We start from the raw sequence: 24,417 nt of genomic DNA, 5'->3' as shown, positions 1-24,417 counted from the left end.
GCCCCTTACGAAGTGACTGCCGCGGCGAGCCGCGAGAGCGGTTCGGCCAGCGCGTTCACGCCGTCCGAGAGCTTCTTGCGGTCGCTCTTTCCGACCTTGTCGTACGAGACGAACCCGTCGCCCTCGCGGTGTTCGTCCAGCAGCTTCCCGATCGCGGTGAACTGCTTGTCCAAGTCCTTCGCCAGCTGCGCGTCCTTCTTCGCGGTCACCGGCTTGAGCAGCTCGTACGCCTTCTCGGCGCCGTCGACGTTGGCCTGGAAGTCGACGAGGTCGGTGTGGCTGTAGCGCTCCTCCTCACCGGTGACCTTGCCGGTCGCCACCTCGTCGAGGAGCTCCTTGGCGCCGTTGGCCATGCTGGTGGGGGTGATCTCGGCCCTGCCGACGCGGTCGCGCCAGTCCTCGAGGTCCTTCATCAGGCGGTCGGCGAGCTTCTTGTCGTCCGCGGCGAGCTTCTCCTCCTCCCACAGGGACTTCTCCAGCCGGTGCCACCCGGTCCACTTCTGGCCTTCCTCCAGGCCGTCCGCGCGCACGTCCACCTTGGGGTCGATGTCGCCGAAGGACTCCGCGACGGGCTCGGTGCGCTCCCAGCCGATACGGGAGACGGCGTACTCCTTCTTCGCCGCCGCCACGTCGCCGTCCTTCACCGCGTCCGCGAACTTCTGCGCGGCGGGGATCGTTTCGTCCGCCTGCTTCTGCACGTACGTGCGGTACGCGGCGACGGCGGCGTCCAGCTTCGGGTCGCGCTCGACGTTCGCGCCCTTGCCGCTCGCGGTGACCTTCTGGCGGATGCCGTCGCCCTTCATCCCGGGCTTGCAGGCGATCTCGTACTTGCCCGCCTTGATCTCGGTGGTGATCTCGGCCTTGGTGCCGGGGCCGATGTTCTCCCGCTCGGTGACGATGCGGTCGCCGGGCGCGTAGACGTAGACCTCGGTGACCTTGGTGCCCTTGTTCTCCACCTGGAGCTTCACGTTGCCCGCCGGGAACTCGTCGTCCGAGACCTCGCACGCCTTGTCGTCCGCGGTGACCCGCACACCACCGTCGCCGCCGGCCTTCGACTTCTCCGCGCAGCCGGTCAGGGCGACCGAGGCCAGCAGGGGAACGACCGCTCCCGCTATGAGAGTTCGGCTTCGTCTGGAGGCGGACATGTGTGTCTCCCGTGGGGCTGACGGACAGGTCGGGGTGCGAGCGAGGGCGGTGCAGGAAAGGGCTACTAAAGCAAGGCTTACCTAAGTCGCGCCGCGAACGATAGCAGGGGTCCCGTGGGGCCGCAGTCGATTCCCCGCCGTCGATCGGGGCGCATGGCAAGGGCATGGCAAAGGCGCTGCAAAGGGCATGGCAAGGACGTGATGCGCGAACGGTGAAGGGGCCTGGACCGCCGGCCGGACGCCTGGCATAACCTCACGCCATGGACGCAGACCTCGAGTTCAGAGCCAAGGCGATAGCGCTGAAGCTGGGCCGGACGCCCCTCCCCGTCGTCGGGATGCGTCCCCGGCGCACGGCCGTCCAGGCCGGGGGCGCGCCGACCCCCATCGAGCAGGAGCTGATGCAGGCGGGCTTCGAACCGCTCAGGGATTTCAGCAGGTTCCAGATGGTCCCCCACCCCGACTGGACGGTCCGCCTTCCCCCAGACGGCGCCTACGAGGTCGACTTCATGGGCGTCACCCACATCACCGGCACCGTCACCACGCCGCCCGAGTGGTGCGAGATGGTCCGCACGGCGGGCTGCGCCCTCCTCGTCTTCCAACGCGGCGACGGCGGTGAGGTCCAGGGCGCCTCGGTGGTGGAGGCGCTCGCGTCCGGCAGCACCCTGGCGGTCGCCGCCCGGCTGGCCGCGTAGCCCCCCGCTCCCGGAACGGCGTGCGTTTGTCTTCCCGCAACCGGGGAACCGGCCTGAACACCCGCGCTGCGACCGGGGGGCGCCGGCCCCGGCGGTGAAGCCAGGGGAGAGACCGGGCGTCCGGCGCGACGGTGGGAGGTGAGCGGCGGTGGACAAGATCGTCATGATCCTGGCCGGCCTCCACGACGCCGAAGCGGACCTCGCCCTCGCCTTCCGCAGGGTCGCCGGACGCCAGGAGACCGACGAGCGGACCCGCCGCCTGTTCCGGACCCTCGCCCAGCGGTGCGACCAGTGCGCCGGGCGGGTCCGCCGGCTCGCCGGACGCTACGACGAGGAGCTCCCGGACCGCGGCGACTCCGGGGCCCTGGCCGCGGCGGCCGACTCGCTCCAGCAGGGGCTCGCCGCGCTCGCCGGCAGCCGTCCGCCCCAAGAGCTGCTCCTGCTGAGGGACTTGAGGGAGCTGCACCTGAAGGCCCAGCCCGCCGCCGTCCATCTGACGCTGCTGAAGCAGGCCGCGCGGGCCGTACCGGACAGCGAACTCCTCGACGAGGTCACCGGCCTGGACGAGGAGATCCGCACGCAGCTCGCATGGATCAGGACGCGGGCGCGCGAAGTCGCCCCGCGGGTACTGGCCGCGCCGGACTGACGCCGGAGTGAGGCGAACTGACGCCCGAGTGAGCCGAGCTGACGCGGGCGTTCCGCTGCGGACGCGCGGGCTTCCCGCCGTGCGGCCGGCCCGGGTCCTGGCCTGAGTCAGCAGGCGGGAACCGGTACGGGCCGGCGCGAGTGCCGGTGCGGATCGTCCGGTGGGGAACCGGTACGAATCAGCCGGCGGAAATCGGCATGTTTGCGTGCCGGGGCCATGGACAAACGGACGACCAGTGCTTCGGACAGCAGGCACATCCGCGGGAGACGACGCCCCTGGGCTGGGAGTCTCCACCGGTGTGGTCTGTCCTCCCGCGGAAACGAGTTCGCAGTACCCAGGGAGGGAAGCATCCGCATGACCGTCGCGCCGCTCCGCTCGCAGTCCCGTCACCCGCACGACGACGCCCCCGACACGGCTGCCGACTTCGAGAGGCTGGCGGCCCTCCCGGACGGGCCCGAAGCCGACGCACTACGGGAGAGGCTGGTGGCCGCCTGGCTGCCGATGGCGCACCGACTGGCCGCCAAGTTCCGCAACCGGGGCGAGCCGCTGGAGGACCTGGAGCAGGTCGCCGCGCTCGGCCTGTTCAAGGTGGTGGACCGGTACGACCCGTCCAGGGGCGTGGCGTTCGAGAGCTTCGCGATCCCCACCATTATGGGCGAGCTGAAGCGCCACTTCCGCGACCACACCTGGGACGTGCACGTCCCCCGCCGCGTCCAGGACCTGCGCAACCGGGTCCGCAACAGCATCCGCGACCTGAGCACCGGCGTGGACGCGCGGCAGCCGACGATCGCGCAGGTCGCCGAGCACAGCGGGCTCAGCGAGGAGGACGTGCAGCTCGGCCTGGAGGCGCTCGGAAGCTACAAGTCCCTGTCCCTGGACGCGCCCGTGGGCGGCGACGACAGCGACGGCTTCGCCATGCTCGACGGGATGGGCCGCACGGAGCCCGGCTTCGAACTGACCGACTGGCGCGAGACCGCGAAGCCGCTGCTGCGCCGCCTCCCCGAGCGCGAGCGCCGGCTCCTCTTCCTGCGCTTCTTCCGCGGCCAGACGCAGTCCCAGATCGCCCGGGAGCTCGGCTGCTCCCAGATGCACGTCTCGCGGCTGATCTCCGGCACGTGCGAGAAGCTCCGCCGCGAAGCGGAAGCGGACCGCGCCGCCGAGCGCGAGCTCGCCGCCGCCTGACGCACCGCACCCACCCCGGGGTTCCTCCGTGCACGGTCCACGGAGGAACCCCGGACGGCGTCGCCCGGCGTGCTCCCGGCGGTCACCGGAGCGGCGCGGCCCGGTGCGGACCGCCGTGACGAGGTCCACTGCACGCTCCCCGCCCCGCCCCGGCTTCGTTCCCACCGTGACGGGTACAAGAGACCGGCCCGGCCACGTCCACATCACATCTCACGACCCCAGGGGAGGCATTCGTGTCCGAGGAAGCGGCGCCGCAGCGGGAGGAGCCCGCGGCTCAGGGGAGGGTCGCCAGGACACGGCAGTGGTTCCGCAGAGCGCGAGGGGGAGAGGGCGGTCACGAACGCGACGCGCTGATCACCATCGCCAAGAGCGCGCTGGCCGCCAGCCTCTCCTGGTACCTCGCCAACGACCTCATGCATGCGCAGAGTCCGGCGTTCGCCCCCTTCTCCGCCGTCCTGATCATGCAGGTGACCGTCTACCAGTCGCTGCTGCACTCGCTCCGCTACGTCGGCGCCGTCGCGCTGGGCGTGCTGCTCCAGGGGGCCTTCGGCCTGCTCGGCGGCCCCGACATGCTGACGTTCGTGCTGATGGCGCTGGCCGCGCTCGTGATCGGCAGGTGGCGGCCGCTCGGCTCGCAGGGCTCCAACGTCGCGACGGCGGCCTTCTTCTCCTTCTCCACCTACATCTCCGCCACCAGCACGGGACAGGGCTTCATGCAACTCGGGCAGATCGTCCTGCTCGTGCTGATCGGGTGCGGTGTCGGCGTACTCGTCAACGTCCTGCTGCTGCCGCCGATGCGGTACCGCAGCGCGGAGAGCGGCATCCAGATCCTGGGGAAGACGCTGAGCGACCTGTTCGGCGACATCCATCCCGCCCTCCGCGAAGGGGACTTGGACGAGGAGCGCACGAAGCACTGGCGGCACCGCGCCACCAATCTGGGCCCGCTGACGGAACAGGCGCAGTCCTCAGTGCGGACGGCCTGGGAGAGCACGTACTACAACCCCCGCCGCCGGATGCGGAGGCACCACGGCCGGGCCTCCTTCACCGGCTACCAGGCCCTCGTCGACGCGCTGGAGCGCGTGACCTACCAGGTGGCGTCGATGACGCGCAGCTTCGACCAGTGGCACGACGGCCAGGAAAGCTCCGAGCACCGCGAGTTCCTCACCCGCTACGGGGACTTCATCGCCGCCCTCGCGCGCGTCACGGAGCTCTTCAGCCAGCTCCAGGAGGAGCAACTGCCGCGCCAGTCGGAGGAGTTGTGCACCTGCTCGGAGGAGGCGCGGGAAAGCCACGACAGGCTCGCGGACTTCGCCGGTGAGAGCTCGCTGCCGCTGGCCGACCCCTCCGAGCCGTACGGACTCCTCATCGGGGAGGCGACGCGGCTGATGGACGAGATCCAGCACACGTGCGACGTCCTCCGGCAGGCCGTCGACGAGTCCCCGGCCTACCGGTCCTGACCTGCCGGCGCCGGCCCTGAACCCCGGGGCGGTTCAGCGTTTACCGAGCGTCGCGAGCGCGGCCCCGACCGCCTTCCGCACGGCGCGGGAGAGTGCCCGGCCCTGGGTCGTGTCCGTGATCTCCACGGCGACGGCGTGCAGCTTCGTGTTGGTCTCCTGGGAGGCCGACTTCAGCACCTGCCAGGCCTCGTCCGGCGTGCATCCGTAGGTGGCCATCAGCACGCCGTGCGCCCGGTCGATGACGGGACGGGTCTCCATGGCCCTGCGCAGCTGCTCCAGCTCGGTCCGCGGATCTTGCGGATCCCGCGGATCCCGCCGCTCTCGTGACCGACCCGCCTCGGCCGGCTCGTCCACGGCGAGGTCCCCTCCGCGCAGCGGCGGAGCGGCCCGGTGGGGTTCCACTGCCGCGGGCGGCGCGGGCCCGTCCCCGCCGCCGGAACCCGGCGCACGCCACTTGCGCGAACCTGAGCCCCGCGGTCCGGGGCCCCGCCTGTTCAATGCCAGACCTCGGGGCCGCCGCCGCGCCACTCGATCAGCTCCGGGTCGTCGAGCCGGAGACTGCCCATGTCCACGCCGGCCCGGCGCAGGAACTCGGCCAGGTCCCGGGTGTCGTGGGCGAGGCCGAGGATCCGCCCGTCGGCGGTGACGCGGCGCCCGCCGGACGGGCTCGGGGGATGCACGACGATCGGCGCGGCCATACGCCAAGCGTGCTCCACGCGGCGGCGGTGCGCATCCGGAGCGGGCGCCGCGGGGTGCATGGGGTGGGACGGACGGGACGCCAGAGACGTGAGGTGTCGGAAAGACCACACGTCCGTGTCCCACCTCGCGCGTGGCGAGCCGCTTTCTCCCTGGTCAGCCGGGTACGCGGGCTGTACGAGCGGGCTGGGCGCGATTTTTGTGATCAATGCGCCCTGTGGCACTGTGGGGCCCGACAAGACCCTAGGAATGCTGCGCAAGTTGGGCATTCTTCCGCGCAAGGAGTGCACGTTGCTCACCGTCGGTGACAAGTTCCCCGAGTTCGAACTGACCGCTTGTGTCTCGCTGGAGAAGGGCAAGGAGTTCGACCAGATCAACCACAAGACCCACGAGGGCAAGTGGAAGGTGGTCTTCTTCTGGCCCAAGGACTTCACCTTCGTCTGCCCGACCGAGATCGCCGCCTTCGGCAAGCTGGAGGAGGAGTTCGCCGACCGGGACGCCCAGATCCTCGGCGTCTCCGGCGACTCGGAGTTCGTGCACCACGCCTGGCGCAAGGACCACGAGGACCTGCGCGACCTGCCGTTCCCGATGCTCGCCGACACCAAGCACGAGCTGATGCAGGACTGCGGCGTCCAGGGCGAGGACGGCTTCGCGCAGCGCGCCGTCTTCATCGTGGACCAGAACAACGAGATCCAGTTCACGATGGTCACCGCCGGTTCCGTGGGCCGCAATCCCAAGGAGGTCCTGCGGGTCCTCGACGCCCTGCAGACCGACGAGCTGTGCCCGTGCAACTGGACGAAGGGCGAGGACACCCTCGACCCCGTCGAGCTGCTGGCCGGGGAGTGAGCGGGATGGCTCTCGACGACCTGAAGTCGGCCCTCCCGGGATACGCCAAGGACCTCAAGCTCAACCTCAGCTCCGTCATAGGCAACTCGGAGCTCCCGCGGCAGCAGCTGTGGGGCACCGTGCTGGCCTGCGCCATCGCCTCCCGGTCGGGCATCGTCCTGCGGGCGCTGGAGCCGGAGGCGAAGGAGAACCTGAGCCCCGAGGCGTACGAGGCGGCCAAGTCCGCCGCCGCGGTGATGGCGATGAACAACGTCTTCTACCGCACGCGCCACCTCCTCTCGGACCCCGAGTACGGCACGCTCCGCGCGGGCCTGCGGATGAACGTCCTCGGCAATCCCGGCGTGGAGAAGGCGGACTTCGAGCTGTGGTCCTTCGCGGTCTCCGCGATCAACGCCTGCGGGCAGTGCCTCGACTCGCACGAGCAGGTGCTCCGCAAGGCGGGTGTCGACCGCGAGACGGTGCAGGAGGCGTTCAAGATCGCGGCCGTCGTCCAGGCGGTCGGTACGACGCTGGAGGCCGAGGCGCACCTGGCCGCATGAGAGGCGCGGCGCGGGGCGGACCGCACGAAGACCGCCCCCGGGCAGCACCGAAATTGTGAGGAGGGTCCGCGGGAGTCCCGCGGGCCCTCCTCACGCCTCTCCGCCCGGGCGGTGCCCGAGCCGGTACGCCGGAAGTCGCGGAAGCCGCCGGGGATGTCGCCGATGGTCCATGGAGGCCGTCCGGCCCTGCCGCCCCGCGCGGGCCGGGCGTACATTCCGGACCGTGTCCCGTACAGCAGGTACAGCAGGCGACCGGATCGCCGACATCGGTCTCGTCTTCTTCGCGGCGTGCTTCGCCGTCCTGACCGCGGACGCGGTCCTCGCGGGCGAACACCTCTCCCCGGACGCGCTCTTCGCCGACCAGGCCGTGGGCGCGCTCGCCTGCGTCTCGCTCTTCGTGCGGCGCCGCCGGCCCGTGCAGCTCGCCGTGGTGCTGCTGGTGGCGGGAGTCTTCTCGCACTTCGTCACGGGGGCGACGATCGTCGCCGTCTTCACCGTCGCCGCCGGGCGGCCGCTCCGCACGACGGGTCTGGTGGCCGGCTTCGCGTTCGCGCCCGTCCCGTTCCTCATCGCCTCCGGGCCCGCGCTGGACGATCCCCGGACCGTCTCCGGCATGACGTACTTCGCGCTGCTGGCGGCGGCGATCGGCTGGGGGCTGTTCGTGCGCTCGCGGCGGCAACTCGTCGCGTCCCTGCGGGAGCGCGCGGAGCGCGCGCACGAGGAGGCACGGCGGACGGCGCGGGAGGACATCGCACGGGAGATGCACGACGTGCTGGCCCACCGCCTGTCGCTGCTGAGCGTCCACGCGGGCGCACTGCAGTTCAACCCGGAGGCGTCGGCCGAGGAGGTGCAGCGCACGGCGGGCGTGATCAGGGACAGCGCCCATGAGGCGCTGGAGGACCTGCGGGAGGTCATCGGGGTGCTGCGCGGGACGGCGTCGTCGGAGACGGCGCGCCCGCAGCCGGAACTCGCGGACCTGCGGCGGCTGGCGGAGGAGTCGCGGGCGGCGGGCACGGACGTCACGCTGCGGCTGGAGACCGCCCCCGGACAGACCGCCCCCGGACAGGCCGGCGCGGACGGCTCCCGCGGCGCTGCCGGAACCCGGCGCGGCGACCCCGCCGCGCCGCCCGCCGCCGTAGGACGCACCGCCTACCGCATCGTGCAGGAGGCGCTCACCAACGCCCGCAAGCACGCCCCGCTCTCGCCCGTCACCGTGACGGTCTCCGGCGGCCCCCGGGAAGGGCTGACCGTCCTCGTGCGCAACCCCGCCCCGGCCGACGGGCGCCGCCAACCGGGGCCTGACGCGGGGGAGTCGGCGGCTTTCGTCCCCGAAGCGGCCGTGTCCGGAGTCCCCGGCGCGGGCCAGGGCCTCGTCGGGCTCGCCGAGCGCGCGGAACTCGCCGGGGGCACGATGGAATACGGCCGGTTCGGCGCTGATTTCCGCGTCCGGGCTTGGCTACCGTGGGCGCCGGGACGCGACCCGCTGGAGGCGGCCGCTCCGGCACCGGACCCCGCCCTGTGAGCGGAGACGTGCCGTCCTGCCCGAACGAACGGATTCCGAGGCCGCATTGGTGAACGCTTCCGCCGCACCCTCCGTCGTCCGCGTGCTGCTGGTCGACGACGACCCCCTCGTACGCTCCGGGCTGCGGCTGATGTTCGGCGGGGCGCCGGACGTCGAAGTCGTCGGCGAGGCGGCGGACGGCAGCGAGGTGCAGCCGCTCGTCGACGAGCACGCGCCGGACGTCGTGCTGATGGACATCCGGATGCCCGTGGTCGACGGCCTGGAGGCCACGGAGGCGCTGCGCAGGCGCCAGTTGCCGCCCGAGGTCATCGCGCTGACGACCTTCCACTCGGACGCGCACGTGCTCCGCGCCCTGAGGGCCGGCGCCGCCGGCTACGTGCTGAAGGACACCTCGCCCGCCCTGATCGTGGACGCCGTGCGCAAGGTCGCCGCGGGCGAGCCCGTGCTGTCACCCGAGGTCACCCGGCAGCTGATCACCCGGGTGTCGGGCGGCGACGACCGCGACAAGCGCGCGATCTGGGCGCGCAGGCAGCTCGGCGCGCTCGGGGACCGCGAGCGCGAGGTCGCCGTCGCCGTCGGGAAGGGCAGGTCGAACGCGGAGATCGCGGCGGAGCTGTACATGAGCGTGCCGACGGTGAAGACGCACGTGTCGCGCATCCTCACCAAACTGCGGCTCAACAACCGGGTCCAGATCGCCCTCCTGGCCCACGACGCGGGTACGGGCGGCGCGGAGGAGCAGCGGTCCGGCTGACGCGGTGCGCGCGGCTGACGCCAACGCGCGGCTGACGCGGAAACGGCTGAGGCGGCCCCCTGATTAGGGGGCCGCCTCGTTCGCTCTCACCGGCCGGGCCGCCGCGGCGTCGCGGACAGCCCTCAGTTCACGGGCAGTTCGAACCAGACGACCTTGCCCGTCGACAGCCGGGTGGCGCCCCAGCGCCGCGCGAGCCGGTTCACCAGGTACAGCCCTCGCCCGCCCTCGTCCGTGGCGCGTGCCTGCCGCAGACGGGGCAGCTGCGGCACGTCGTCCCCGACCTCGCACCGCAGCGTGTCCGTGCGCAACAGCCGCAGCGTGATGGGACGTTCGGCGTACCGCACGGCGTTCGTGACGACCTCGCTGACCAGCAGCTCGACCGAGTCGCTCAGCTCCTCCAGGCCCCAGCGGGCGAGCGCGCGGCGCGCCAGCCTGCGCGCCTGCCCGGCCGTCTGCGCCCGGGGGTCGAGGAACCAGTACGCGACGTCGCTCGGCGCGATGCCGTCGAACCGTGCCGCGAGCAGCGCGATGTCGTCGTCGCGGTCGCCCGGCCCGAGGATGTCGAGCACCTCGTCGCACAGCGGTTCCAGCGGCGCGGAGGCGTCGGGACGTGTGAGCCGCGCCGTCGCCGTCAGCTTCTCCCGCAGGTGCTCGATGCCCGTCCACACGTCGCGCTGGCGCGACTCGACCAGCCCGTCGGTGTAGAGCAGCAGCGTGGCGCCCGCCGGCGCGTCCAGCTCCACGGCTTCGAAGTCGACACCGCCGACGCCGATGGGGGCGCCCGCCGGTATGCGCAGCACCTCCGCCCGGCCGTCGCGATGCAGCAGGACGGGCGGCGGATGCCCGGCGTTGGCGATGATGATGCGGTGGGCGACCGGGTCGTAGACCGCGTAGAGGCACGTCGCCATGCGGTCGCTGCCGAGGCGCTGCGCCTGCTCGTCGAGGTGGTGCAGCACCTCCTGCGGCGGCAGGTCGAGCCCGGCCAGCGTCTGCGCCGTCGTCCGCAGCTGGCCCATGATGGCCGCCGACGTCATGGAGTGGCCCATGACGTCGCCCACGACGAGGGCGACCCGGCTGCCGGGCAGCGGGATCGCGTCGTACCAGTCGCCTCCGACCCGTGCGGTCTCGGCCGCGGGCAGGTACCGGCTGGCCAGGTGGCAGCCGGTGGGCTGGGGCAGTTCGTCCGGCAGCATCGTGCGCTGCAGCTCGTCGGCGATGTACGCCTCGCGGCCGTACAGCACGGCCTTGTCCACACCGAGCGCGGTGTGCGTGGCGAGTTGTGCGGCGATGAGCAGATCGTCGGGTTCGAAGGCGGGACGCTCGGGCCTGCGCAGGAAGACCGCCGCCCCGATGACCCGCCGCCGCCCCCGCAGCGGTGCGAGTATCGCGCGGTGCCCGGACGGTACGTCCGGGTCGGTGCCCAGCAGTTCGGGGAGCGCGTCGCGGGCGGCCGGCGCGTCGGCGAAGACGGGCCGCACCCCCCGCAGCACCTCGGCCAGCGGGCCGCCGTTGAGCACCTCCACGTATTCGGCCGCGCCGGCGGTGCCGTCGGAGACGGCCGACAGGGACGGGCCCCCGCCGGACGGGGCTTCCTCGCCGTCCCGCTGCGCGCGGTCGCCCGTCGCCGACGCGGCGGCCACCATGGCGGCCGGATCGTCGGGGATGCGGTCGCTCCGGCGCAGCCGCAGCATCAGCGGCCCCGTCGGGCGTTCGTCCCCCACGGGGAGCGGGTCACGCAGGTAGACGAGGATCGCGTCGGAGTAGGCGGGGACGCTGGCCCGGCACAGGCCGAGCACCGTCTCGTCCAGGTCCATGCCGCGAGCGATGCGGCGGGTGGCGGCGCCGACGAAGCGCAGACGGTCGCCGCCGCGCCGTTCACGCTCGGCGGCGTCGCCGTCGTCCGGCGTGCCCCCGCCCGGCTTCGTCGGGGTGGCGGGTGGGATTCCGGCGGCGGTCATCTCGCCGGTGCTGGGATGTGACACGGCACCGCTCTCCGCGGTCGTAGGTGGTGACGGAGCCTGACGCGCCTCCTGCGGCGCGTGCGACGGCTGGGGTCCGGAGTCCGCGCCGGGCGCGGGGTCGGGCACGGCCCTGCCGGTACTGCCTCGGGCGCCCTTCTCGGCGGCGCCCCTCTTCCTGGGCGCCCGTGCGGAGCCCGTCTGCGGCCGGCCGCCGGGACGAGCCTGCTCCGCCCCGCCGGCCCCCGGACCGGCAGCCTGCCGCTGCGCGCCGTCGCCGGCACGCGAGGCCTGTGAGGTGCCGGAGTCGGCGAATCCCCCGGGGGAGGCGGAGAGTCCGGCCATCCGCGCGGGACCGTCGCCGGGGCCCGGGCCGGCGTTGTCCGCCGCCGGGCCGCCGGAGAGGGGCGGCGCGCCCGCCGGTACGCCGAAGGGGCCCGTCGCCGGGCCACTCGGCGTGGCCCGGCCGGCGGGCTGGACCGGCGGCACTGCTGTGCCGGCCGCAGGCTGTTCGTGCTCCGTCACGCGTTCGGTTTCCATCCATCCGGGGCTGCGCGTCTTCCGCGCGTAGCAGTCACTCCGCGCCTGCTACGGGCGTCGCCGGCACTGCAGGAAAAGCTGGATCTCGGGTGGTACGTCCGTGCTCGCCGGAGCGTATGCATAGGCGTCCTCCCCGACGATTTCGAATCCGGTGTCCTGAACGATCCTCCGCAACTCGTCCCGCAGATAGCCCGATACCCGGATCGTGTTGCCCAGGAACGGCAGTGTGAAGTCGTCCACGTCCGCTTCCACCATCGAAAGGGCCAGGGGAGCACCCTCCCGTGTCTGCTGGTGCAGCATGCGCAGAGCGAAGGGGATCTCCACACGGGGGAGCATCAGCAGGGAGAAGAAGGCGGCGACGCCGTCGAACGGCCCCAGCTCCTGCTTCTCGACGTCGGCGATGTCCATCCGCCGGAAGTCGCCCTCGGGAACGTTCTCGCGGGCCAGCTTCACCATTTCAGGTGAGAGGTCGATCCCGGTCACGCGGTGCCCCGCCTCCACGAGCTGGCGGGCGGTGGGCAGGCCCGTGCCGCAGCCGAGGTCGAGCACGTGGGATCCGGGGGGCAGCTGCTCCGCCAGCCACTTGCCGCCCGCGACCTGGCCCTCCTTGTGCGGGAAGGCCTCGTCGTAGCGGTCGCCGATCGCGTCGAAGGCCTCCGCCTGACCGGTACGGTCCACGCCGTCCCAGTCGAAGTCCCGGTACGCGCCGCCGGTTCCGCCCCGCTCCGGGGGGTTCCCACTGCCGTTCGTGCTGCTCACGATCGATCTCCTCTCTGGCCACGCGCCAAATCCCCGAGGGGGGAGGGGAGTTGTTGCAGCAGTGCGCCTACGGAGGTTGATCCTACGTTTGCAGTATGGGGGCGCAGCAAGGGGGAACGGGAGGTCGAAGCAGGCGCGTGTCGTCCGAAAGATCCGGCACATCCCCGCAAGTACGGAACAACAGGGGCTCGGCGTGACCCGACGCCCGCCTCTCCGGGGCGTCCGCTCCCGCCCGGGACGCCACGACGGGCCGGCGCGGGACCGCCGGGTGCCCGCCTGCGCACCGGAATCCGGACGGGCCGGGGTGCCCCGGTCCGCTTCACGGACATGCCGGCCGGTCTCCGGCCCGTCCCGCGGGGCTGCCTGCGCCGGCCTCGCGGCTTGCTGCACGGCCCGTGGACGCGCCGTGCGCAGGGAGGTCCCGCCCACCGACGAGGATTTCCTCCCCCGCGGCCGTCTCCTTCCGGGCCTCCGGCGGCGGCGACCACCGGTTCCAGTCGTGGGGCAGACGCGGGACCGGCCAGCGCGGGTCGGGCCGCCAGTCCTCCCAGCCGTCGCGGAACGGGGCCGCCCACGCTCCGATCCGCTCGACGACAGCGCGTCCCGCCGCCCGCACGCGGGCGGCCAGCTCGTCGTCGACGAGCCCGGCGTGCTGTGCGGCTGCGAACTCGTCCTCGTCCCGCCACTCCCAACTGCGGTCCGGGTAGACGGCGATGTCCAGGAAGTGGTCCTCGGAGTCGATGCCGCCCGCCCACCGGTGGCGCGGCTCCTCCAAGTTGACGTACCAGTTCTTGAACTGCCAGTCCCTCTCCCAGAACAGCCACACCGACCAGGGCTCTCCGGGGTGGGCGAGCTTCAGCACGCCGGTGCCGAACCACTGCGACAGCACGGTCCTGCGCGGCTTGGTGTAGCGGGTCTCCAGCGGCTCGTGGTGCACGGGCGTGCCGTCCGCCATCTCCGGCTTCACGCACACCGTGCCCGGGGCCACCCACGCCGCCAGCAGATCGGGGGTGTCGCGGACGATCGTGACGGGACGGCAGATGTGCGCGTGACCGGCGCCGTTGGCCCGGTAGCGCCACAGGACCCGGGTGCCCGGCGCCCAGCGTCCGGCAGGTCCGCCGCTGCCGCCGGGGCGGGCGGCCCGGTGGTCCGAGGCGCTCCGGCCGCCGTCCTCGTACGCGCCGCGGTCCGCACGTCCGGCGCCGTGTGCGCCGAGCGGTCCCGTCGTCCCTGCCGTCTCCGCTGTCATGCGCAGATCTTAGGTGCGCCGGCCTGGTACGGCCGTGAGCTGCGGCCCCACGCGACGACAAGCCGCGCGGACGCGGTGCCGAGCCGCGCCGACGCCCCTCCGAAGCGCGTCACGGATGCGTCATGCGGAGGACGTCGAGCGCTTCGTCGAGCTCTTCCAGCGTGAGGTCGCCTCGCTCCACATGGCCGGCTTCCAGGACCGCCTCGCGGATCGTCTTCCGCTCCGCGAGCGCCTTCTTGGCGACGGCGGCCGCGTTCTCGTAGCCGATGTACTTGTTCAGCGGGGTGACGACCGACGGCGAGGACTCGGCGTACTCGCGTGCGCGCTCCACGTTCGCCTCGATGCCGTCGACCGTGCGGTCGGCCAGCAGGCGGGAGGCGTTGGCCAGCAGCCGGACCGACTCCAGCAGGTTCTTCGCGAGGACCGGAAGCATCACGTTCAGCTCGAAGTTGCCCGCGGCCCCGGCGGCGGCGATCGTCGCGTCGTTGCCGGTGACCTGCGCGGCGACCATCAGGACGGCCTCCGGGACGACCGGGTTCACCTTCCCCGGCATGATCGAGGAGCCCGGCTGGAGGTCGGGGAGGGAGATCTCGGCCAGGCCGGTGCGCGGGCCGGAGGCCATCCAGCGGAGATCGTTCGTGATCTTGGTGAGGCTGACGCCGACCGTGCGGAGCTGCCCCGACGTCTCCACGAGGGCGTCCCGTGCCCCCTGGGCTTCGAAGTGGTCGCGCGCCTCGGTCAGCGGCAGGCCGCTGGAGGCGGCGATCCGCCCGATGACGGCCGCGGCGAAGCCGGGCGGCGTGTTGATGCCCGTCCCCACCGCCGTCCCGCCGAGGGGGAGTTCGGCGAGCCGGGGGAGCGCGGACTCCAGGCGCTCCACGCCGTACCGGACCTGAGCCGCGTAGCCGCGGAACTCCTGCCCGAGGGTGACCGGAGTGGCGTCCATCAGGTGGGTGCGGCCGGACTTCACGACGTCCGCGAACTCGTCCGCCTTGCGTTCCAGTGACCGGGCCAGGTGCTCCAGCGCGGGCAGGAGGTCGGAGGTGATCGCGGACACCGCGGCGATGTGGATGGAGGAGGGGAAGACGTCGTTCGACGACTGGCTGGCGTTGACGTGGTCGTTGGGGTGCACGGGCTCACCCAGACGCTCGCTCGCGAGAGTCGCCACCACCTCGTTCATGTTCATGTTCGAGGAGGTCCCTGATCCCGTCTGGAACACGTCGACGGGGAACTCGCCGTCCCAGCGCCCGGTGACGACCTCCTCCGCCGCCGCGCTCACGGCTTGCGCCAACTCCGGCCGCAGCACGCCGAGTTCACCGTTCACCTCGGCCGCTGCCGCTTTGATGCGGGCCAGCGCCGCGATGTGGGCGCGCTCCAGGCGCTGCCCGCTGATCGGGAAGTTCCCCACGGCACGCTGCGTCTGCGCCCGCCACTTGGCGTCCACGGGCACCCGCACCTCGCCCATCGAGTCCCGCTCGGTCCGGAACTCCTCGCTGTCGCTCATTCCTGCACCTCCGTACGGGGCAGCGTCCTCCGCGGGGAGGACATTCCCGGGCGGGGCGTGTACCCCGCCGGCGCTCAGGCAGTGATGCGCGCCTCTCCGGACGCAGGGGCAGGCGTGCTTCGGTGGCGGCCGCCCGCTTGCGCTTGTGCCGCCCGACAACTACTTTCTCTTTGGAAAGTGATTGCCGATCGAAAGGTGCGCTGATGAGTGATCCGGGTGGTGCGCTCGCCGAAGTCGCACGTCAGAGAGGTGCGGCAGCCGCCAAGGTGCGCCTGCCGTGGTGGTACGTGGCGCTGTTCGCGGTCGTCTGGGCGGCGCTGCTCGGCGGCACGACCGCCGCGCGGGACCACGAGCGGCTGGGAATCCCCGAGTTCCCTTACACGTTCGTGGCCGGGATGACCCTCGCCGTCCTGCTGGTCGTCTTCCGGCGCCGGTCCGGGCTCCACCTGCTGTGGCGCAGCACTCCCTACCCGGCGCTGAAGCGCCAGCAGGTGCGCACGGCCGGCGTGATGGTCGGCGGGGCCCTCGTCGAGCTGGCGCTGTACCTGCTCGGGGACCGGTGGATCGCCGCGTCCTGGGCCGCGCTGGTGTTCGCCGTCCTGCACGGCGTCCTGGTCACGGCGCAGCTCCGCCGCGTCAACCGCGAGATCCGGGCCGACATCCGAGAGGGCCGGTCGGGAAGTGCCTGAGCGTTCCCCGGAGTTGGACCCCCTCATCCATCCCCTGCCCCGGTTGTCCATCTGCGCGCTGCTGGCCGCGGGGCCGCGCTGGGTCGACTTCCGCTCCGTACGCGAGGCCACCGGCCTGTCCGACTCGATGATCTCCAAGCACACGAGGACGCTGGAGGACGCCGGATACCTGGAGGTCCGCAAGGGCGGCGTCGGGCGCCGGCCGCGCACGTGGTTCCGCCTCACCCCGCTCGGCGGCGAGCGCTACCGAGGGCACGTCGCGCAGCTCCAGCGGCTCGTCGACGGAGCGTCCACCGGCTCTCCGTGACCCGGGCGCGAACAGGCGTCGCGTACGGCCAGGGGCACGGAGAGACGGGCGGACAGGCTGGGCGGGTGCCTACGAGCCGCTGCGTACGGGGATCGAGGTGACGAAGGGCTGTGCGGGACCCGGGTCGGTGAAGAAGTCGTTCCCCTTGTCGTCGACGACGACGAACGCCGGGAAGTCCTCCACTTCGATGCGCCAGACCGCCTCCATGCCCAGCTCCTCGTACTCCAGGACCTCGACCTTCTTGATGCAGTCCTGCGCGAGCCGCGCCGCCGGCCCGCCGATGGACCCGAGGTAGAAGCCGCCGTGCTCGGCGCACGCCTCGGTGACCTGCGGGCTGCGGTTGCCCTTGGCGAGCATGACCATCGAGCCGCCCGCGGCCTGGAACTGGGCGACGTAGGCGTCCATCCGCCCTGCGGTGGTCGGGCCGAAGGAGCCGGACGCGTAACCCTCGGGGGTCTTGGCGGGGCCGGCGTAGTAGACGGGGTGGTCCTTGAGGTACTGCGGCATCTCCTCGCCCGCGTCGAGCCGCTCCTTGATCTTCGCGTGCGCGATGTCGCGGGCCACGACGAGCGTGCCCGTCAGCGACAGGCGGGTCTTGACGGGGTGCTTCGAGAGTTCGGCGAGGATCTCCGGCATGGGCCGGCCGAGGTCGATGCGCACGGCGTCGGTGTTGTCGGCGCCCGCCTCCTCGGTGAGCTGCTCGTCCGTCGTCTCCGGCAGGAAGCGCGCCGGGTCCGTCTCGAGCTGCTCCAGGAAGACGCCCTCTGCGGTGATCTTCGCCTTGGCCTGCCGATCGGCCGAGCAGGAGACGGCGATGGCGACGGGGCAGGACGCGCCGTGCCGGGGCAGCCGGACGACCCGTACGTCGTGGCAGAAGTACTTGCCGCCGAACTGCGCGCCGATGCCGATCTTCTGCGTCAGTTCGAAGACCTGCTCCTCCAGCTCCTTGTCGCGGAAGCCGTGTCCGGCGGGGGAGCCCTCGGCGGGCAGCTCGTCGAGGTAGTGGGCCGAGGCGTACTTCGCGGTCTTCAGCGCGTACTCGGCGCTGGTGCCGCCCACGACGATCGCCAGGTGGTACGGGGGGCAGGCCGCCGTGCCCAGTGAACGGATCTTCTGCTCCAGGAACTTCATCATGCTCGCCTCGTTGAGCACGGCCTTCGTCTCCTGGAAGAGGAAGGACTTGTTGGCGCTGCCGCCGCCCTTGGCCATGAAGAGGAACTTGTAGGCGTCGCCGTCGGTCGCGTACAGCTCGATCTGCGCGGGCAGGTTCGTGCCGGTGTTCTTCTCGTCCCACATGGTCAGCGGCGCCATCTGCGAGTAGCGCAGGTTGAGCTCCGTGTACGCGTCGTAGATGCCGCGGGAGAGGGCCTCCTCGTCGCCGCCCTCCGTGAGGACCTGCTGGCCGCGCTTGCCCATGACGATCGCCGTGCCGGTGTCCTGGCACATCGGGAGGACGCCCGCGGCGGCGATGTTCGCGTTCTTGAGCAGGTCGAGCGCGACGAAGCGGTCGTTGGCGCTGGCCTCCGGGTCGTCGAGGATGCGCCGCAGCTGCGCGAGGTGCTCCGGCCGCAGGTAGTGCGAGATGTCGTGCATGGCCTCGGCGGCGAGCTTCCGCAGGGCCTCCGGCTCGACCTGGAGGAAGGTGCGCCCGCCGGCCTCGAAGGTGCTGACTCCTTCGGCCGTCACGAGGCGGTACGGAGTAGGGTCCTCGCCCACCGGAAGCAGATCCGTGTAGGTGAAGTCCGGGCGGGACGAGCGCGGGCTGGCGGCCATCGGTGGAGTCTTCCTCTCGTACGGCTCTCGGCTGCGGCACCTCCTGGCCGGGCCGGTCCGGGCACACGAGCCGTGAGGAGAGCGCCCGCCCAGCGTAGAACGCCCGGCCGGGCACGTGGAGGAGAGGTCCGCCCGCCCTTGCGGACGGTGCCATTGCCGGACAGCCCCTAGTCGCGATCTATCGCGTTTGGGTAGGCTGCTCGTGTGACAGATTCTCCGCTGGAAAAGAAGCCCGCGACCAGCCCCGAGGCCAAGGACGCCCCCTCCGCCGAAGTGGCCTCCGTACGCGCCTCGGACGCCGACCGCGACCGTGTCGCGGAGATCCTCCGCGACGCCCTGGCGGAAGGCAGGCTCGACACCGCGGAGCACTCGGACCGCATCGACAGCGTGTACGCCGCCAAGACGCTCGGCGAGCTGGAGCCGCTGGTCCGCGACCTGCCCCAGGGGCAGAGCCACCACCGCGCCGCGCACGGCCCCGCGCCCGCGTACGCCCCTGAGGCGCCGGGGGACGCCGACTCCGGGCCCAAGGACAATCTCGTCGCCGTCTTCAGCGGCTCCACCCGCAAGGGCCGCTACCGCGCACCCCGCAAGATCAACGCCTTCGCCTGCTTCGGCGGCATCGAGATCGACCTGACCGAGGCCGTGTTCGAGCAGCAGCACCTGCTGATCAACGCGACGGCCGTCTTCGGCGGCATCGAGATCCGCGTCCCGGAGAACGTCACGCTCCGGCAGAAGGGCGCCGGGATCTTCGGAGGCTTCGACGTGCGGACCTCGGAGGCCGACGACCCGCATGCGCCCGTGGTGCTGGTGCAGGGGGCGGCGGTCTTCGGCGGCGTCGAGGCGAAGCCGAAGCGCGGCAAGTTCATCCGCGATCTCCGCGACCGGCTGCGCAAGGAACTCTGAGTACGGGACGGGCCGGTGAACGGACGGCTCCGAGCCTGGTGAAGAGGCAACTCCCGGCCCTGCAAAGGGAGTTGGGAGGGACGGCGACGGGGCGCGGCGAACGGGCGCCGAACGGCTGAGCGATGAGTGACCGCGCGCATTCCTACGGTATGCATACCGGTGCGTACAGCGGGTAGAGCTGGGGCATCGTCTCTCGTACGGCGGCAGCGCGAACTGCCGTGCGCAGCAAGTCGGGTGTAGTGACCCCCTCGTCGTCTCGTCAGGAGTAGACCGTGCTGCAACCGCCGCATCAGTCCCTTCAGGCTGCCGCTCCCGTCCCCGCGCAACGCGGCTCCGCGCGCGAGGACGAGGCGGGGCCATGGCACTCGGAGGCAGTCTGCCGCCGGGACGAGGCGGGACTCTTCTTCGCCCCGTCGAAGGAGCCCACAGCGGCGCGGCTGTCCCGGGAGCAGGCCGCGAAGCGCGTCTGCGCGAGGTGCCCGGTGATGGTCGAGTGCCGCGAGCACGCGCTGGTGCTGCCCGAGCCGTACGGCGTATGGGGCGGGCTCACCGCGGCGGAGCGCCGCGTCGTCCTGGCCCGGCGCAGGCGGCGCGAGGCCGCCGCCGCGGCCGGTGACGCCGGGCAGGTCTCGCGCATCGCCTGACGCACCGCACGCTCGCAGCCCCTGGGCACGCAGATCGCCCGGGGGCTCGTCGCGGGGCGGACGCCGCCCCGGGCGTGCCCGGAGCGGCAGGCGGTCGGGCTGACGGCCGGCGAGCGGCGTCGGCTGCGGCCGCCGGCGGACGGTCAGCGTGCGCGGTCGAAGTCGACGGAGCTGTACGCGCGCAGCTTCGACAGCTTGTGGGTCGAGTCGATCATCCGGATCGTCCCGGACTTCGAGCGCATCACCAGCGATTCGGTGTACGCCCGCTCACCCCGGTAGTGCACGCCGCGCAGAAGGTCGCCGTCGGTGATGCCGGTCGCCACGAAGAAGACGTTCTCGCCGCTGACCAGGTCCTCGGTGTGCAGTACGCGGTCCAGGTCGTGTCCGGCGTCCAGCGCGCGCTGCCGCTCCTCGTCGTCGTTGGGCCACAGCATGCCCTGGATGGTGCCGCCGAGGCACTTGATCGCGCAGGCGGCGATGATGCCCTCCGGCGTGCCCCCGATCCCCAGCAGCATGTCGACGCCCGTGCCTTCCCGCACGGCCATGATCGCGCCGGCCACGTCGCCGTCCGAGATGAACTTGATGCGGGCGCCCGACTCCCGGATCTCCTTGACGATCCCGTCGTGGCGCGGACGGTCGAGGACGACGACCGTCACATCGTCCGGCGTGCAGCCCTTCGCCTTGGCGATGCGCCGCACGTTGACCGCGGGCGGCGCGGTGATGTCGACGAACTCCGCCGCGTCCGGCCCTGTGACCAGCTTGTTCATGTAGAAGACGGCGCTCGGGTCGAACATCGTGCCGCGCTCGGCCACCGCCAGTACGGACACGGCGTTCGCCATGCCCTTGGCCGTCAGGGTCGTCCCGTCCACGGGGTCGACCGCGACGTCGCACTCCGGGCCCGTGCCGTCCCCGACCCGCTCGCCGTTGAAGAGCATCGGCGCCTCGTCCTTCTCGCCCTCCCCGATGACGACGACGCCGTTCATCGAGACGGTGGACACGAGCGTGCGCATGGCCTTCACCGCGGCGCCGTCCGCGCCGTTCTTGTCGCCGCGGCCCACCCAGCGCCCCGACGCCATCGCTCCGGCCTCGGTGACCCGCACGAGTTCCAGGGCGAGGTTCCGGTCCGGGGCCTCGGGGCTGACGTCGAGCGGGGAGGGGAGGTGCTGATGATCGGTCATCGGGGCACACCTTTCTGCGCGGCTGGACGTCTGCCGGGCTACTGAGGGTGCTTACGAGGGTACCCAGCATCCGTCAGAGTGAGCAGAGGGCCCCACGGATGAGCGCCCGGTGCGGTGGCCTCCGCGGCCATGACCCGACCCGTCGTCCGGCCCGTCCCGGCCGTGCGAGACGATGAGGGCGTGGCAGCAGAAGCAGAGAAGCGGCAAGGCAGGCGGACGGTGCGGGGCATGGCGCCCTCGCTCGCGGTCGTCCTGCTCGCGGCGGGGTTCATCTACCTCTTCGTCCCGCACGACGAGGACATCGACCCCGTCAAGCCGGTCGGTTACCACGTCGAGCTGGAGTCGGCCCGCCGTGCCGCCCCGTACCCCGTGCTGGCCCCCGCCGGGCTGCCGGACAGCTGGCGCGCCACGTCCGTGAGGTACGACGGCGACCCCTCCAGGAGCGCCACCTGGCACCTGGGCTTCGTCACGCCGGACACCCAGTACGCGGCCGTCGAGCAGAGCGACGCGGCACGCTCGGAGCGGTACGTGGCGGACGTCACGCAGGGTGCGCGCAAGACCGGCCGGACGAGCCGCATCGACGGCTTCGAGTGGACGCGCTACGAGGGTGAGAAGTACGACGCGCTCGTCCGTAAGGTCCCCGCCGCAGGCGACGGGAAGGGTCGCCCGGCCGAGGCGGAGAAGGGCGAGGCGGACACGGGCGCGCGGAAGGACGGCGCCCGCAGCCACACCGTCGTCGTCACCGGCACGGCCTCGTTCGAGCAGCTCGGCCGCCTCGCCGCCGCCCTGAGCGACGGCGAGGGCAAGGGCCGCACGCGCTGATCAGCCGGAGCGCCCGGCTGCCGGCGCCTGGCTGCCGGCGCCTGGCTGCCGGCGCCCGGTCCCACCCGTCAGACGTCAGAGCGTCGTGCACACGTCCTGGTACGGCAGCCGCGGGGAGCGCGGCCTGTACGCGTCCTCGCCGGGCCTGCCGATGTTCACCACGAGCAGCGACTTCTGCTTGCCGTCGCCGAAGAACTCCTTGTCCACGGCGTCCCTGTCGAATCCGCTCATGGGGCCCGCGGCCAGCCCGGCCGCCCGGACCCCGAGGATGAAGTACCCGGCCTGCAACGTGGCGTTGAAGGTGCCGTGCGCCTCCCGCGTCTCCGCCTCCGCGAAGAAGGTGTCCTTCAACTGGGGTGCGTGCGGCAGCAGTTCCGGCAGGCGCTCGTGGAACTCGAGGTCCACGGAGAGTATGGCCGTGAGCGGCGCGGTGCCGGTCTTGGGCCGGTTGCCCTCGGACATGTGCTGCACGAGACGAGCCCGCGCCTCGGCGGAGCGGACGAGCGTGACGCGCAGCGGCGACTGGTTGAAAGCCGTCGGGGCGAACTTCACCATTTCGTACACCTCCCGCATCTGCTCGTCTGTCACGGGCTCGTCGGTGAACGTGTGCGCCGTGTGCGCTTCACGGAAGAGCAGATCCCGGGCGGCCTGGTCGAGGGCGACTGTCATGTGCGGAAGCCTTGCCTTTACGCGCGGTTGTTCGAGTACGGACGGTCCACCGTAAGCGGAGCCGTCCGCCCGTTCCATGGGGGCCGCCGCAGCCGGCAGGCTTCCGTTTGCCGTGATGCCGCGCCTTTGTCCCGCTCAGTCCGCCTCTTCGGCGTCTTCCGCATCGGCCGGTTCCGCCGCGGACGGGCCGGCTCCGGGCTCTTCGGCCTCCTCGCCGGCCTCGGCCTCCAGCACCGCGTCCAGCCGGGCGCGGGCGCCCTCCAGCCACTCCCTGCAGACCCGCGCCAGCTCCTCGCCGCGCTCCCACAGCGCCAGCGAGTCCTCCAGCGAGGTACCGCCCGCCTCCAACTGCTGCACGACGCGGACGAGTTCGCCGCGCGCCTGCTCGTAGCTGAGCGCGGACAGCGCCTTCCCGGCGTCGGCGGCGGCCGTCTCCGGCCCGGCGCCGGAAGTCGTGTCCGAGGTCGTCTGCGAGGTCATGGGGCCACCCTAGGGGGTGTCTCAAAGTCCCGTCTGGTCCGCGGCGTCTGGCACGCACGCTCCCTGCGTTGTCGGTCGTCGGCGCAGCCCGCTGCGCTCTCCTCCCTCCGCCTTGCGATCGCACGCACCAGACGCCGCGGCCCCGACCTACGGCCGAACGACGCTACTTTGAGACACCCCCTAAGCGTGCGGACCGACAGTGACGCCGAACTCCCCCTCGGCCACCCTGGCCCGGAGCTGCTCCCCTTCGCCGGCCTGCTCCGGCGCGCGGACCACGGTGCCGTCGGCACGCTGCAGCACGGCGTACCCCCGCTGGAGCGTCGCCGCGGGGGAGAGGGCCAGCACCCGCGCCCGCGTGTGGGTCAGCTCGTCCTCGGCGCGGTCCAGGCGGTGGCCCAGCGTGCGGCGCGCGCGTTCCAGCAGGGAGGCGACCTCCGCGTCGCGCTCCTCCAGCATCGAGTGCGGATCGGCCATCGCGGGACGGCTCATGACCTCGGTGAGGCCGCGGTGCTCGCGCTCCAGAAGGGAGTTGATCACGCGGTACGCCCGCTCCCGCAGCTCCCGCACCCGCTCATGCTCCTCGCCGACGTCGGGCACGGCGTCCTTCGCCGCGTGCGTGGGCGTACGCGAGCGCAGGTCGGCGACGAGGTCGAGCAGCGGGCAGTCCGCCTCGTGCCCGATGGCCGACACGACGGGCGTGCTGCAGCCCGCGACCGTACGCACCAGCTCCTCGTCGGAGAACGGCAGCAGATCCTCCACGCTGCCGCCGCCGCGCGTCACGATGATCACGTCGACCTCGGGGTGGGAGTCCAGCTCCCGCACGGCCTCGACGAGTTGCGGGACCGCCCGCACGCCCTGGACCGCCGTGTTCCGCACCTCGAAGCGGACGGCGGGCCAGCGCTCGCGGGCCGTGTGCAGCACGTCCCGCTCGGCGTCGGAGGCGCGCCCGGTGACCAGCCCGATTCTGTGGGGGAGGAAGGGCAGCCTCCGTTTGCGCTCCGCGGCGAACAGGCCCTCGGCCGCCAGCGTCTTCTTCAACTGCTCCAGCCGCGCGAGCAGTTCACCCATGCCGACGGGCCGTATGTCCGCGGCCCGCAGCGACAGGGTGCCGCCCCTCCCGTACCAGACCGGCTTGGCGTGCACGACGACGCGCGATCCCTCGCCGACGACGTCCTTCACGCGGTCGAAGACCTCGCGGAAGCAGGTGACGCTGATCGACACGTCCCGCGAGGGGTCGCGGAGCGTGAGGAACGCCATGCCCGCACCCGGCCGCGGGGAGAGCTGGATGATCTGCCCCTCGACCCAGACCGCCCCGAGCCGGTCGATCCACCCGCCGATCAGCCGGGAGATCTCACCGACCGGAACCGGGGCCTCGGGCGAGGTGATGAGAGCCATGCGACGACACTAACGGCCGCGTCGGACAGCCGGCCCGGCATGTCCGCGATGCCCCACAAGGGGGGGTGTCG

The 24,417-nt window shown here is 72.3% G+C and carries 24 protein-coding genes and 1 pseudogene; 13 read left to right on the top strand and 12 right to left on the bottom strand.

From position 1 onward, the window contains the following. Window positions 1-5 precede the first annotated feature (5 nt). Entirely contained in the window at window positions 6-1,145 is a 1,140-nt protein-coding gene (gene efeO / locus H181DRAFT_RS04390) for an iron uptake system protein EfeO (protein ID WP_078895481.1), read from the bottom strand. Between the two features lie 260 nt (window positions 1,146-1,405). Between efeO and H181DRAFT_RS04385 the strand changes: the two genes are divergently transcribed. The 4 genes from H181DRAFT_RS04385 to H181DRAFT_RS04370 all read left to right on the top strand — a co-directional run bounded on the left by H181DRAFT_RS04385 (window position 1,406) and on the right by H181DRAFT_RS04370 (window position 5,122). Next, window positions 1,406-1,837, top strand: coding sequence for a hypothetical protein (locus tag H181DRAFT_RS04385; protein WP_045862837.1), 432 nt, complete (start codon window positions 1,406-1,408; stop codon window positions 1,835-1,837). 148 nt (window positions 1,838-1,985) lie between these two features. Then, window positions 1,986-2,483: a hypothetical protein gene (locus H181DRAFT_RS04380; RefSeq protein WP_052708444.1), complete on the top strand. Its 498-nt coding sequence runs from the start codon at window positions 1,986-1,988 to the stop codon at window positions 2,481-2,483. 354 nt (window positions 2,484-2,837) lie between these two features. Further along, window positions 2,838-3,665 (top strand): SigB/SigF/SigG family RNA polymerase sigma factor, encoded by an 828-nt coding sequence (locus tag H181DRAFT_RS04375; protein ID WP_074467705.1) that lies wholly within the window; start codon window positions 2,838-2,840, stop codon window positions 3,663-3,665. A gap of 233 nt (window positions 3,666-3,898) precedes the next feature. After that, window positions 3,899-5,122, top strand: coding sequence for an FUSC family protein (locus H181DRAFT_RS04370; protein ID WP_045862835.1), 1,224 nt, complete (start codon window positions 3,899-3,901; stop codon window positions 5,120-5,122). Window positions 5,123-5,155: 33 nt separating this feature from the next. Here the strand turns inward: H181DRAFT_RS04370 and H181DRAFT_RS28255 are convergent, their stop codons facing one another. Both H181DRAFT_RS28255 and H181DRAFT_RS04360 read right to left on the bottom strand, forming a co-directional pair. Further along, a complete protein-coding gene (locus tag H181DRAFT_RS28255; RefSeq protein WP_254666690.1) occupies window positions 5,156-5,476 on the bottom strand; it encodes an ANTAR domain-containing protein in 321 nt (106 codons plus the stop codon). Window positions 5,477-5,616: 140 nt separating this feature from the next. Then, window positions 5,617-5,820 (bottom strand): hypothetical protein, encoded by a 204-nt coding sequence (locus H181DRAFT_RS04360; protein WP_045862834.1) that lies wholly within the window; start codon window positions 5,818-5,820, stop codon window positions 5,617-5,619. Between the two features lie 289 nt (window positions 5,821-6,109). Between H181DRAFT_RS04360 and H181DRAFT_RS04355 the strand changes: the two genes are divergently transcribed. From H181DRAFT_RS04355 to H181DRAFT_RS04340, 4 genes are all read left to right on the top strand, one after another. Further along, window positions 6,110-6,664, top strand: coding sequence for a peroxiredoxin (locus H181DRAFT_RS04355; protein WP_045863074.1), 555 nt, complete (start codon window positions 6,110-6,112; stop codon window positions 6,662-6,664). Between the two features lie 5 nt (window positions 6,665-6,669). Further along, on the top strand, window positions 6,670-7,203 hold the full coding sequence (locus tag H181DRAFT_RS04350) for an alkyl hydroperoxide reductase (protein WP_045862833.1): 534 nt from the start codon (window positions 6,670-6,672) through the stop codon (window positions 7,201-7,203). A gap of 223 nt (window positions 7,204-7,426) precedes the next feature. Beyond that, window positions 7,427-8,725 carry a sensor histidine kinase gene (locus tag H181DRAFT_RS04345; protein ID WP_045863073.1) on the top strand — a complete coding sequence of 433 codons (1,299 nt, stop codon included), beginning with the start codon at window positions 7,427-7,429 and terminating at the stop codon, window positions 8,723-8,725. Window positions 8,726-8,774: 49 nt separating this feature from the next. Beyond that, entirely contained in the window at window positions 8,775-9,476 is a 702-nt protein-coding gene (locus H181DRAFT_RS04340; RefSeq protein WP_254666689.1) for a response regulator transcription factor, read from the top strand. 122 nt (window positions 9,477-9,598) lie between these two features. On the opposite strand, the gene H181DRAFT_RS04335 is transcribed toward H181DRAFT_RS04340, so the two are convergent. From H181DRAFT_RS04335 to H181DRAFT_RS04320, 4 genes and pseudogenes are all read right to left on the bottom strand, one after another. Beyond that, window positions 9,599-11,974: a SpoIIE family protein phosphatase gene (locus H181DRAFT_RS04335; RefSeq protein WP_045862831.1), complete on the bottom strand. Its 2,376-nt coding sequence runs from the start codon at window positions 11,972-11,974 to the stop codon at window positions 9,599-9,601. Between the two features lie 48 nt (window positions 11,975-12,022). Continuing rightward, on the bottom strand, window positions 12,023-12,652 hold the full coding sequence (locus H181DRAFT_RS04330; protein WP_254666712.1) for a class I SAM-dependent DNA methyltransferase: 630 nt from the start codon (window positions 12,650-12,652) through the stop codon (window positions 12,023-12,025). A gap of 568 nt (window positions 12,653-13,220) precedes the next feature. Then, a pseudogene (locus H181DRAFT_RS28250) lies at window positions 13,221-13,982 on the bottom strand (DUF402 domain-containing protein); the annotation flags it as partial. 109 nt (window positions 13,983-14,091) lie between these two features. Further along, window positions 14,092-15,486, bottom strand: a complete 1,395-nt coding sequence (locus H181DRAFT_RS04320; protein WP_045862829.1) for a class II fumarate hydratase — start codon at window positions 15,484-15,486, stop codon at window positions 14,092-14,094. A gap of 203 nt (window positions 15,487-15,689) precedes the next feature. On the opposite strand from H181DRAFT_RS04320, the gene H181DRAFT_RS04315 reads away from it, so the two are divergent. Both H181DRAFT_RS04315 and H181DRAFT_RS04310 read left to right on the top strand, forming a co-directional pair. Further along, on the top strand, window positions 15,690-16,175 hold the full coding sequence (locus H181DRAFT_RS04315) for a hypothetical protein (protein ID WP_045862828.1): 486 nt from the start codon (window positions 15,690-15,692) through the stop codon (window positions 16,173-16,175). Then, window positions 16,168-16,482 carry a winged helix-turn-helix domain-containing protein gene (locus H181DRAFT_RS04310; protein WP_045862827.1) on the top strand — a complete coding sequence of 105 codons (315 nt, stop codon included), beginning with the start codon at window positions 16,168-16,170 and terminating at the stop codon, window positions 16,480-16,482. The genes H181DRAFT_RS04315 and H181DRAFT_RS04310 overlap by 8 nt, the downstream gene beginning before the upstream one ends. A gap of 69 nt (window positions 16,483-16,551) precedes the next feature. Here H181DRAFT_RS04310 and H181DRAFT_RS04305 read toward each other — a convergent pair whose 3' ends face one another. Next, window positions 16,552-18,255: a fumarate hydratase gene (locus tag H181DRAFT_RS04305; RefSeq protein WP_045862826.1), complete on the bottom strand. Its 1,704-nt coding sequence runs from the start codon at window positions 18,253-18,255 to the stop codon at window positions 16,552-16,554. 273 nt (window positions 18,256-18,528) lie between these two features. Here H181DRAFT_RS04305 and H181DRAFT_RS04300 point away from each other — a divergent pair, with 273 nt between their 5' ends. Together H181DRAFT_RS04300 and H181DRAFT_RS04295 are read left to right on the top strand one after the other, a co-directional pair. Continuing rightward, the gene (locus H181DRAFT_RS04300) at window positions 18,529-19,158 is read left to right on the top strand and encodes a DUF1707 SHOCT-like domain-containing protein (protein WP_254666711.1); all 630 of its coding nucleotides are present in this window, start codon (window positions 18,529-18,531) and stop codon (window positions 19,156-19,158) included. Between the two features lie 272 nt (window positions 19,159-19,430). Then, entirely contained in the window at window positions 19,431-19,802 is a 372-nt protein-coding gene (locus tag H181DRAFT_RS04295; RefSeq protein WP_045862824.1) for a WhiB family transcriptional regulator, read from the top strand. A gap of 143 nt (window positions 19,803-19,945) precedes the next feature. Here H181DRAFT_RS04295 and glpX read toward each other — a convergent pair whose 3' ends face one another. Beyond that, window positions 19,946-20,980 (bottom strand): class II fructose-bisphosphatase, encoded by a 1,035-nt coding sequence (gene glpX, locus H181DRAFT_RS04290; protein WP_045862823.1) that lies wholly within the window; start codon window positions 20,978-20,980, stop codon window positions 19,946-19,948. Window positions 20,981-21,160: 180 nt separating this feature from the next. Here glpX and H181DRAFT_RS04285 point away from each other — a divergent pair, with 180 nt between their 5' ends. After that, the gene (locus H181DRAFT_RS04285; protein ID WP_302622623.1) at window positions 21,161-21,802 is read left to right on the top strand and encodes a DUF4245 domain-containing protein; all 642 of its coding nucleotides are present in this window, start codon (window positions 21,161-21,163) and stop codon (window positions 21,800-21,802) included. Between the two features lie 75 nt (window positions 21,803-21,877). Here H181DRAFT_RS04285 and H181DRAFT_RS04280 read toward each other — a convergent pair whose 3' ends face one another. The 3 genes from H181DRAFT_RS04280 to xseA all read right to left on the bottom strand — a co-directional run bounded on the left by H181DRAFT_RS04280 (window position 21,878) and on the right by xseA (window position 24,346). Further along, complete coding sequence (locus H181DRAFT_RS04280; RefSeq protein ID WP_045862821.1) at window positions 21,878-22,471, bottom strand: malonic semialdehyde reductase; 594 nt, start codon at window positions 22,469-22,471, stop codon at window positions 21,878-21,880. 135 nt (window positions 22,472-22,606) lie between these two features. Then, complete coding sequence (locus tag H181DRAFT_RS04275) at window positions 22,607-22,951, bottom strand: exodeoxyribonuclease VII small subunit (RefSeq protein WP_078895476.1); 345 nt, start codon at window positions 22,949-22,951, stop codon at window positions 22,607-22,609. 180 nt (window positions 22,952-23,131) lie between these two features. Continuing rightward, the gene (xseA, locus tag H181DRAFT_RS04270) at window positions 23,132-24,346 is read right to left on the bottom strand and encodes an exodeoxyribonuclease VII large subunit (RefSeq protein ID WP_045862820.1); all 1,215 of its coding nucleotides are present in this window, start codon (window positions 24,344-24,346) and stop codon (window positions 23,132-23,134) included. Between the last annotated feature and the right edge of the window lie 71 nt (window positions 24,347-24,417).

This window comes from Streptomyces sp. WMMB 714 (assembly GCF_900090125.1).
Taxonomy (GTDB): Bacteria; Actinomycetota; Actinomycetes; order Streptomycetales; family Streptomycetaceae; genus Streptomyces; species Streptomyces daqingensis.
The sequence above is the reverse complement of the archived record's forward strand: the minus strand, read 5'-3'. Positions and strand labels throughout refer to the sequence as shown.

What these genes read in the sequence shown, in the direction of transcription:
- efeO (WP_078895481.1), bottom strand. Translation starts at nt 1,145, where the DNA reads ATGTCCGCCTCCAGACGAAGCCGAACTCTCATAGCGGGAGCGGTCGTT.
- H181DRAFT_RS04385 (WP_045862837.1), top strand. Translation starts at nt 1,406, where the DNA reads ATGGACGCAGACCTCGAGTTCAGAGCCAAGGCGATAGCGCTGAAGCTG.
- H181DRAFT_RS04375 (WP_074467705.1), top strand. Translation starts at nt 2,838, where the DNA reads ATGACCGTCGCGCCGCTCCGCTCGCAGTCCCGTCACCCGCACGACGAC.
- H181DRAFT_RS04360 (WP_045862834.1), bottom strand. Translation starts at nt 5,820, where the DNA reads ATGGCCGCGCCGATCGTCGTGCATCCCCCGAGCCCGTCCGGCGGGCGC.
- H181DRAFT_RS04350 (WP_045862833.1), top strand. Translation starts at nt 6,670, where the DNA reads ATGGCTCTCGACGACCTGAAGTCGGCCCTCCCGGGATACGCCAAGGAC.
- H181DRAFT_RS04335 (WP_045862831.1), bottom strand. Translation starts at nt 11,974, where the DNA reads ATGGAAACCGAACGCGTGACGGAGCACGAACAGCCTGCGGCCGGCACA.
- H181DRAFT_RS04320 (WP_045862829.1), bottom strand. Translation starts at nt 15,486, where the DNA reads ATGAGCGACAGCGAGGAGTTCCGGACCGAGCGGGACTCGATGGGCGAG.
- H181DRAFT_RS04315 (WP_045862828.1), top strand. Translation starts at nt 15,690, where the DNA reads ATGAGTGATCCGGGTGGTGCGCTCGCCGAAGTCGCACGTCAGAGAGGT.
- H181DRAFT_RS04305 (WP_045862826.1), bottom strand. Translation starts at nt 18,255, where the DNA reads ATGGCCGCCAGCCCGCGCTCGTCCCGCCCGGACTTCACCTACACGGAT.
- glpX (WP_045862823.1), bottom strand. Translation starts at nt 20,980, where the DNA reads ATGACCGATCATCAGCACCTCCCCTCCCCGCTCGACGTCAGCCCCGAG.
- H181DRAFT_RS04280 (WP_045862821.1), bottom strand. Translation starts at nt 22,471, where the DNA reads ATGACAGTCGCCCTCGACCAGGCCGCCCGGGATCTGCTCTTCCGTGAA.
- H181DRAFT_RS04275 (WP_078895476.1), bottom strand. Translation starts at nt 22,951, where the DNA reads ATGACCTCGCAGACGACCTCGGACACGACTTCCGGCGCCGGGCCGGAG.
- xseA (WP_045862820.1), bottom strand. Translation starts at nt 24,346, where the DNA reads ATGGCTCTCATCACCTCGCCCGAGGCCCCGGTTCCGGTCGGTGAGATC.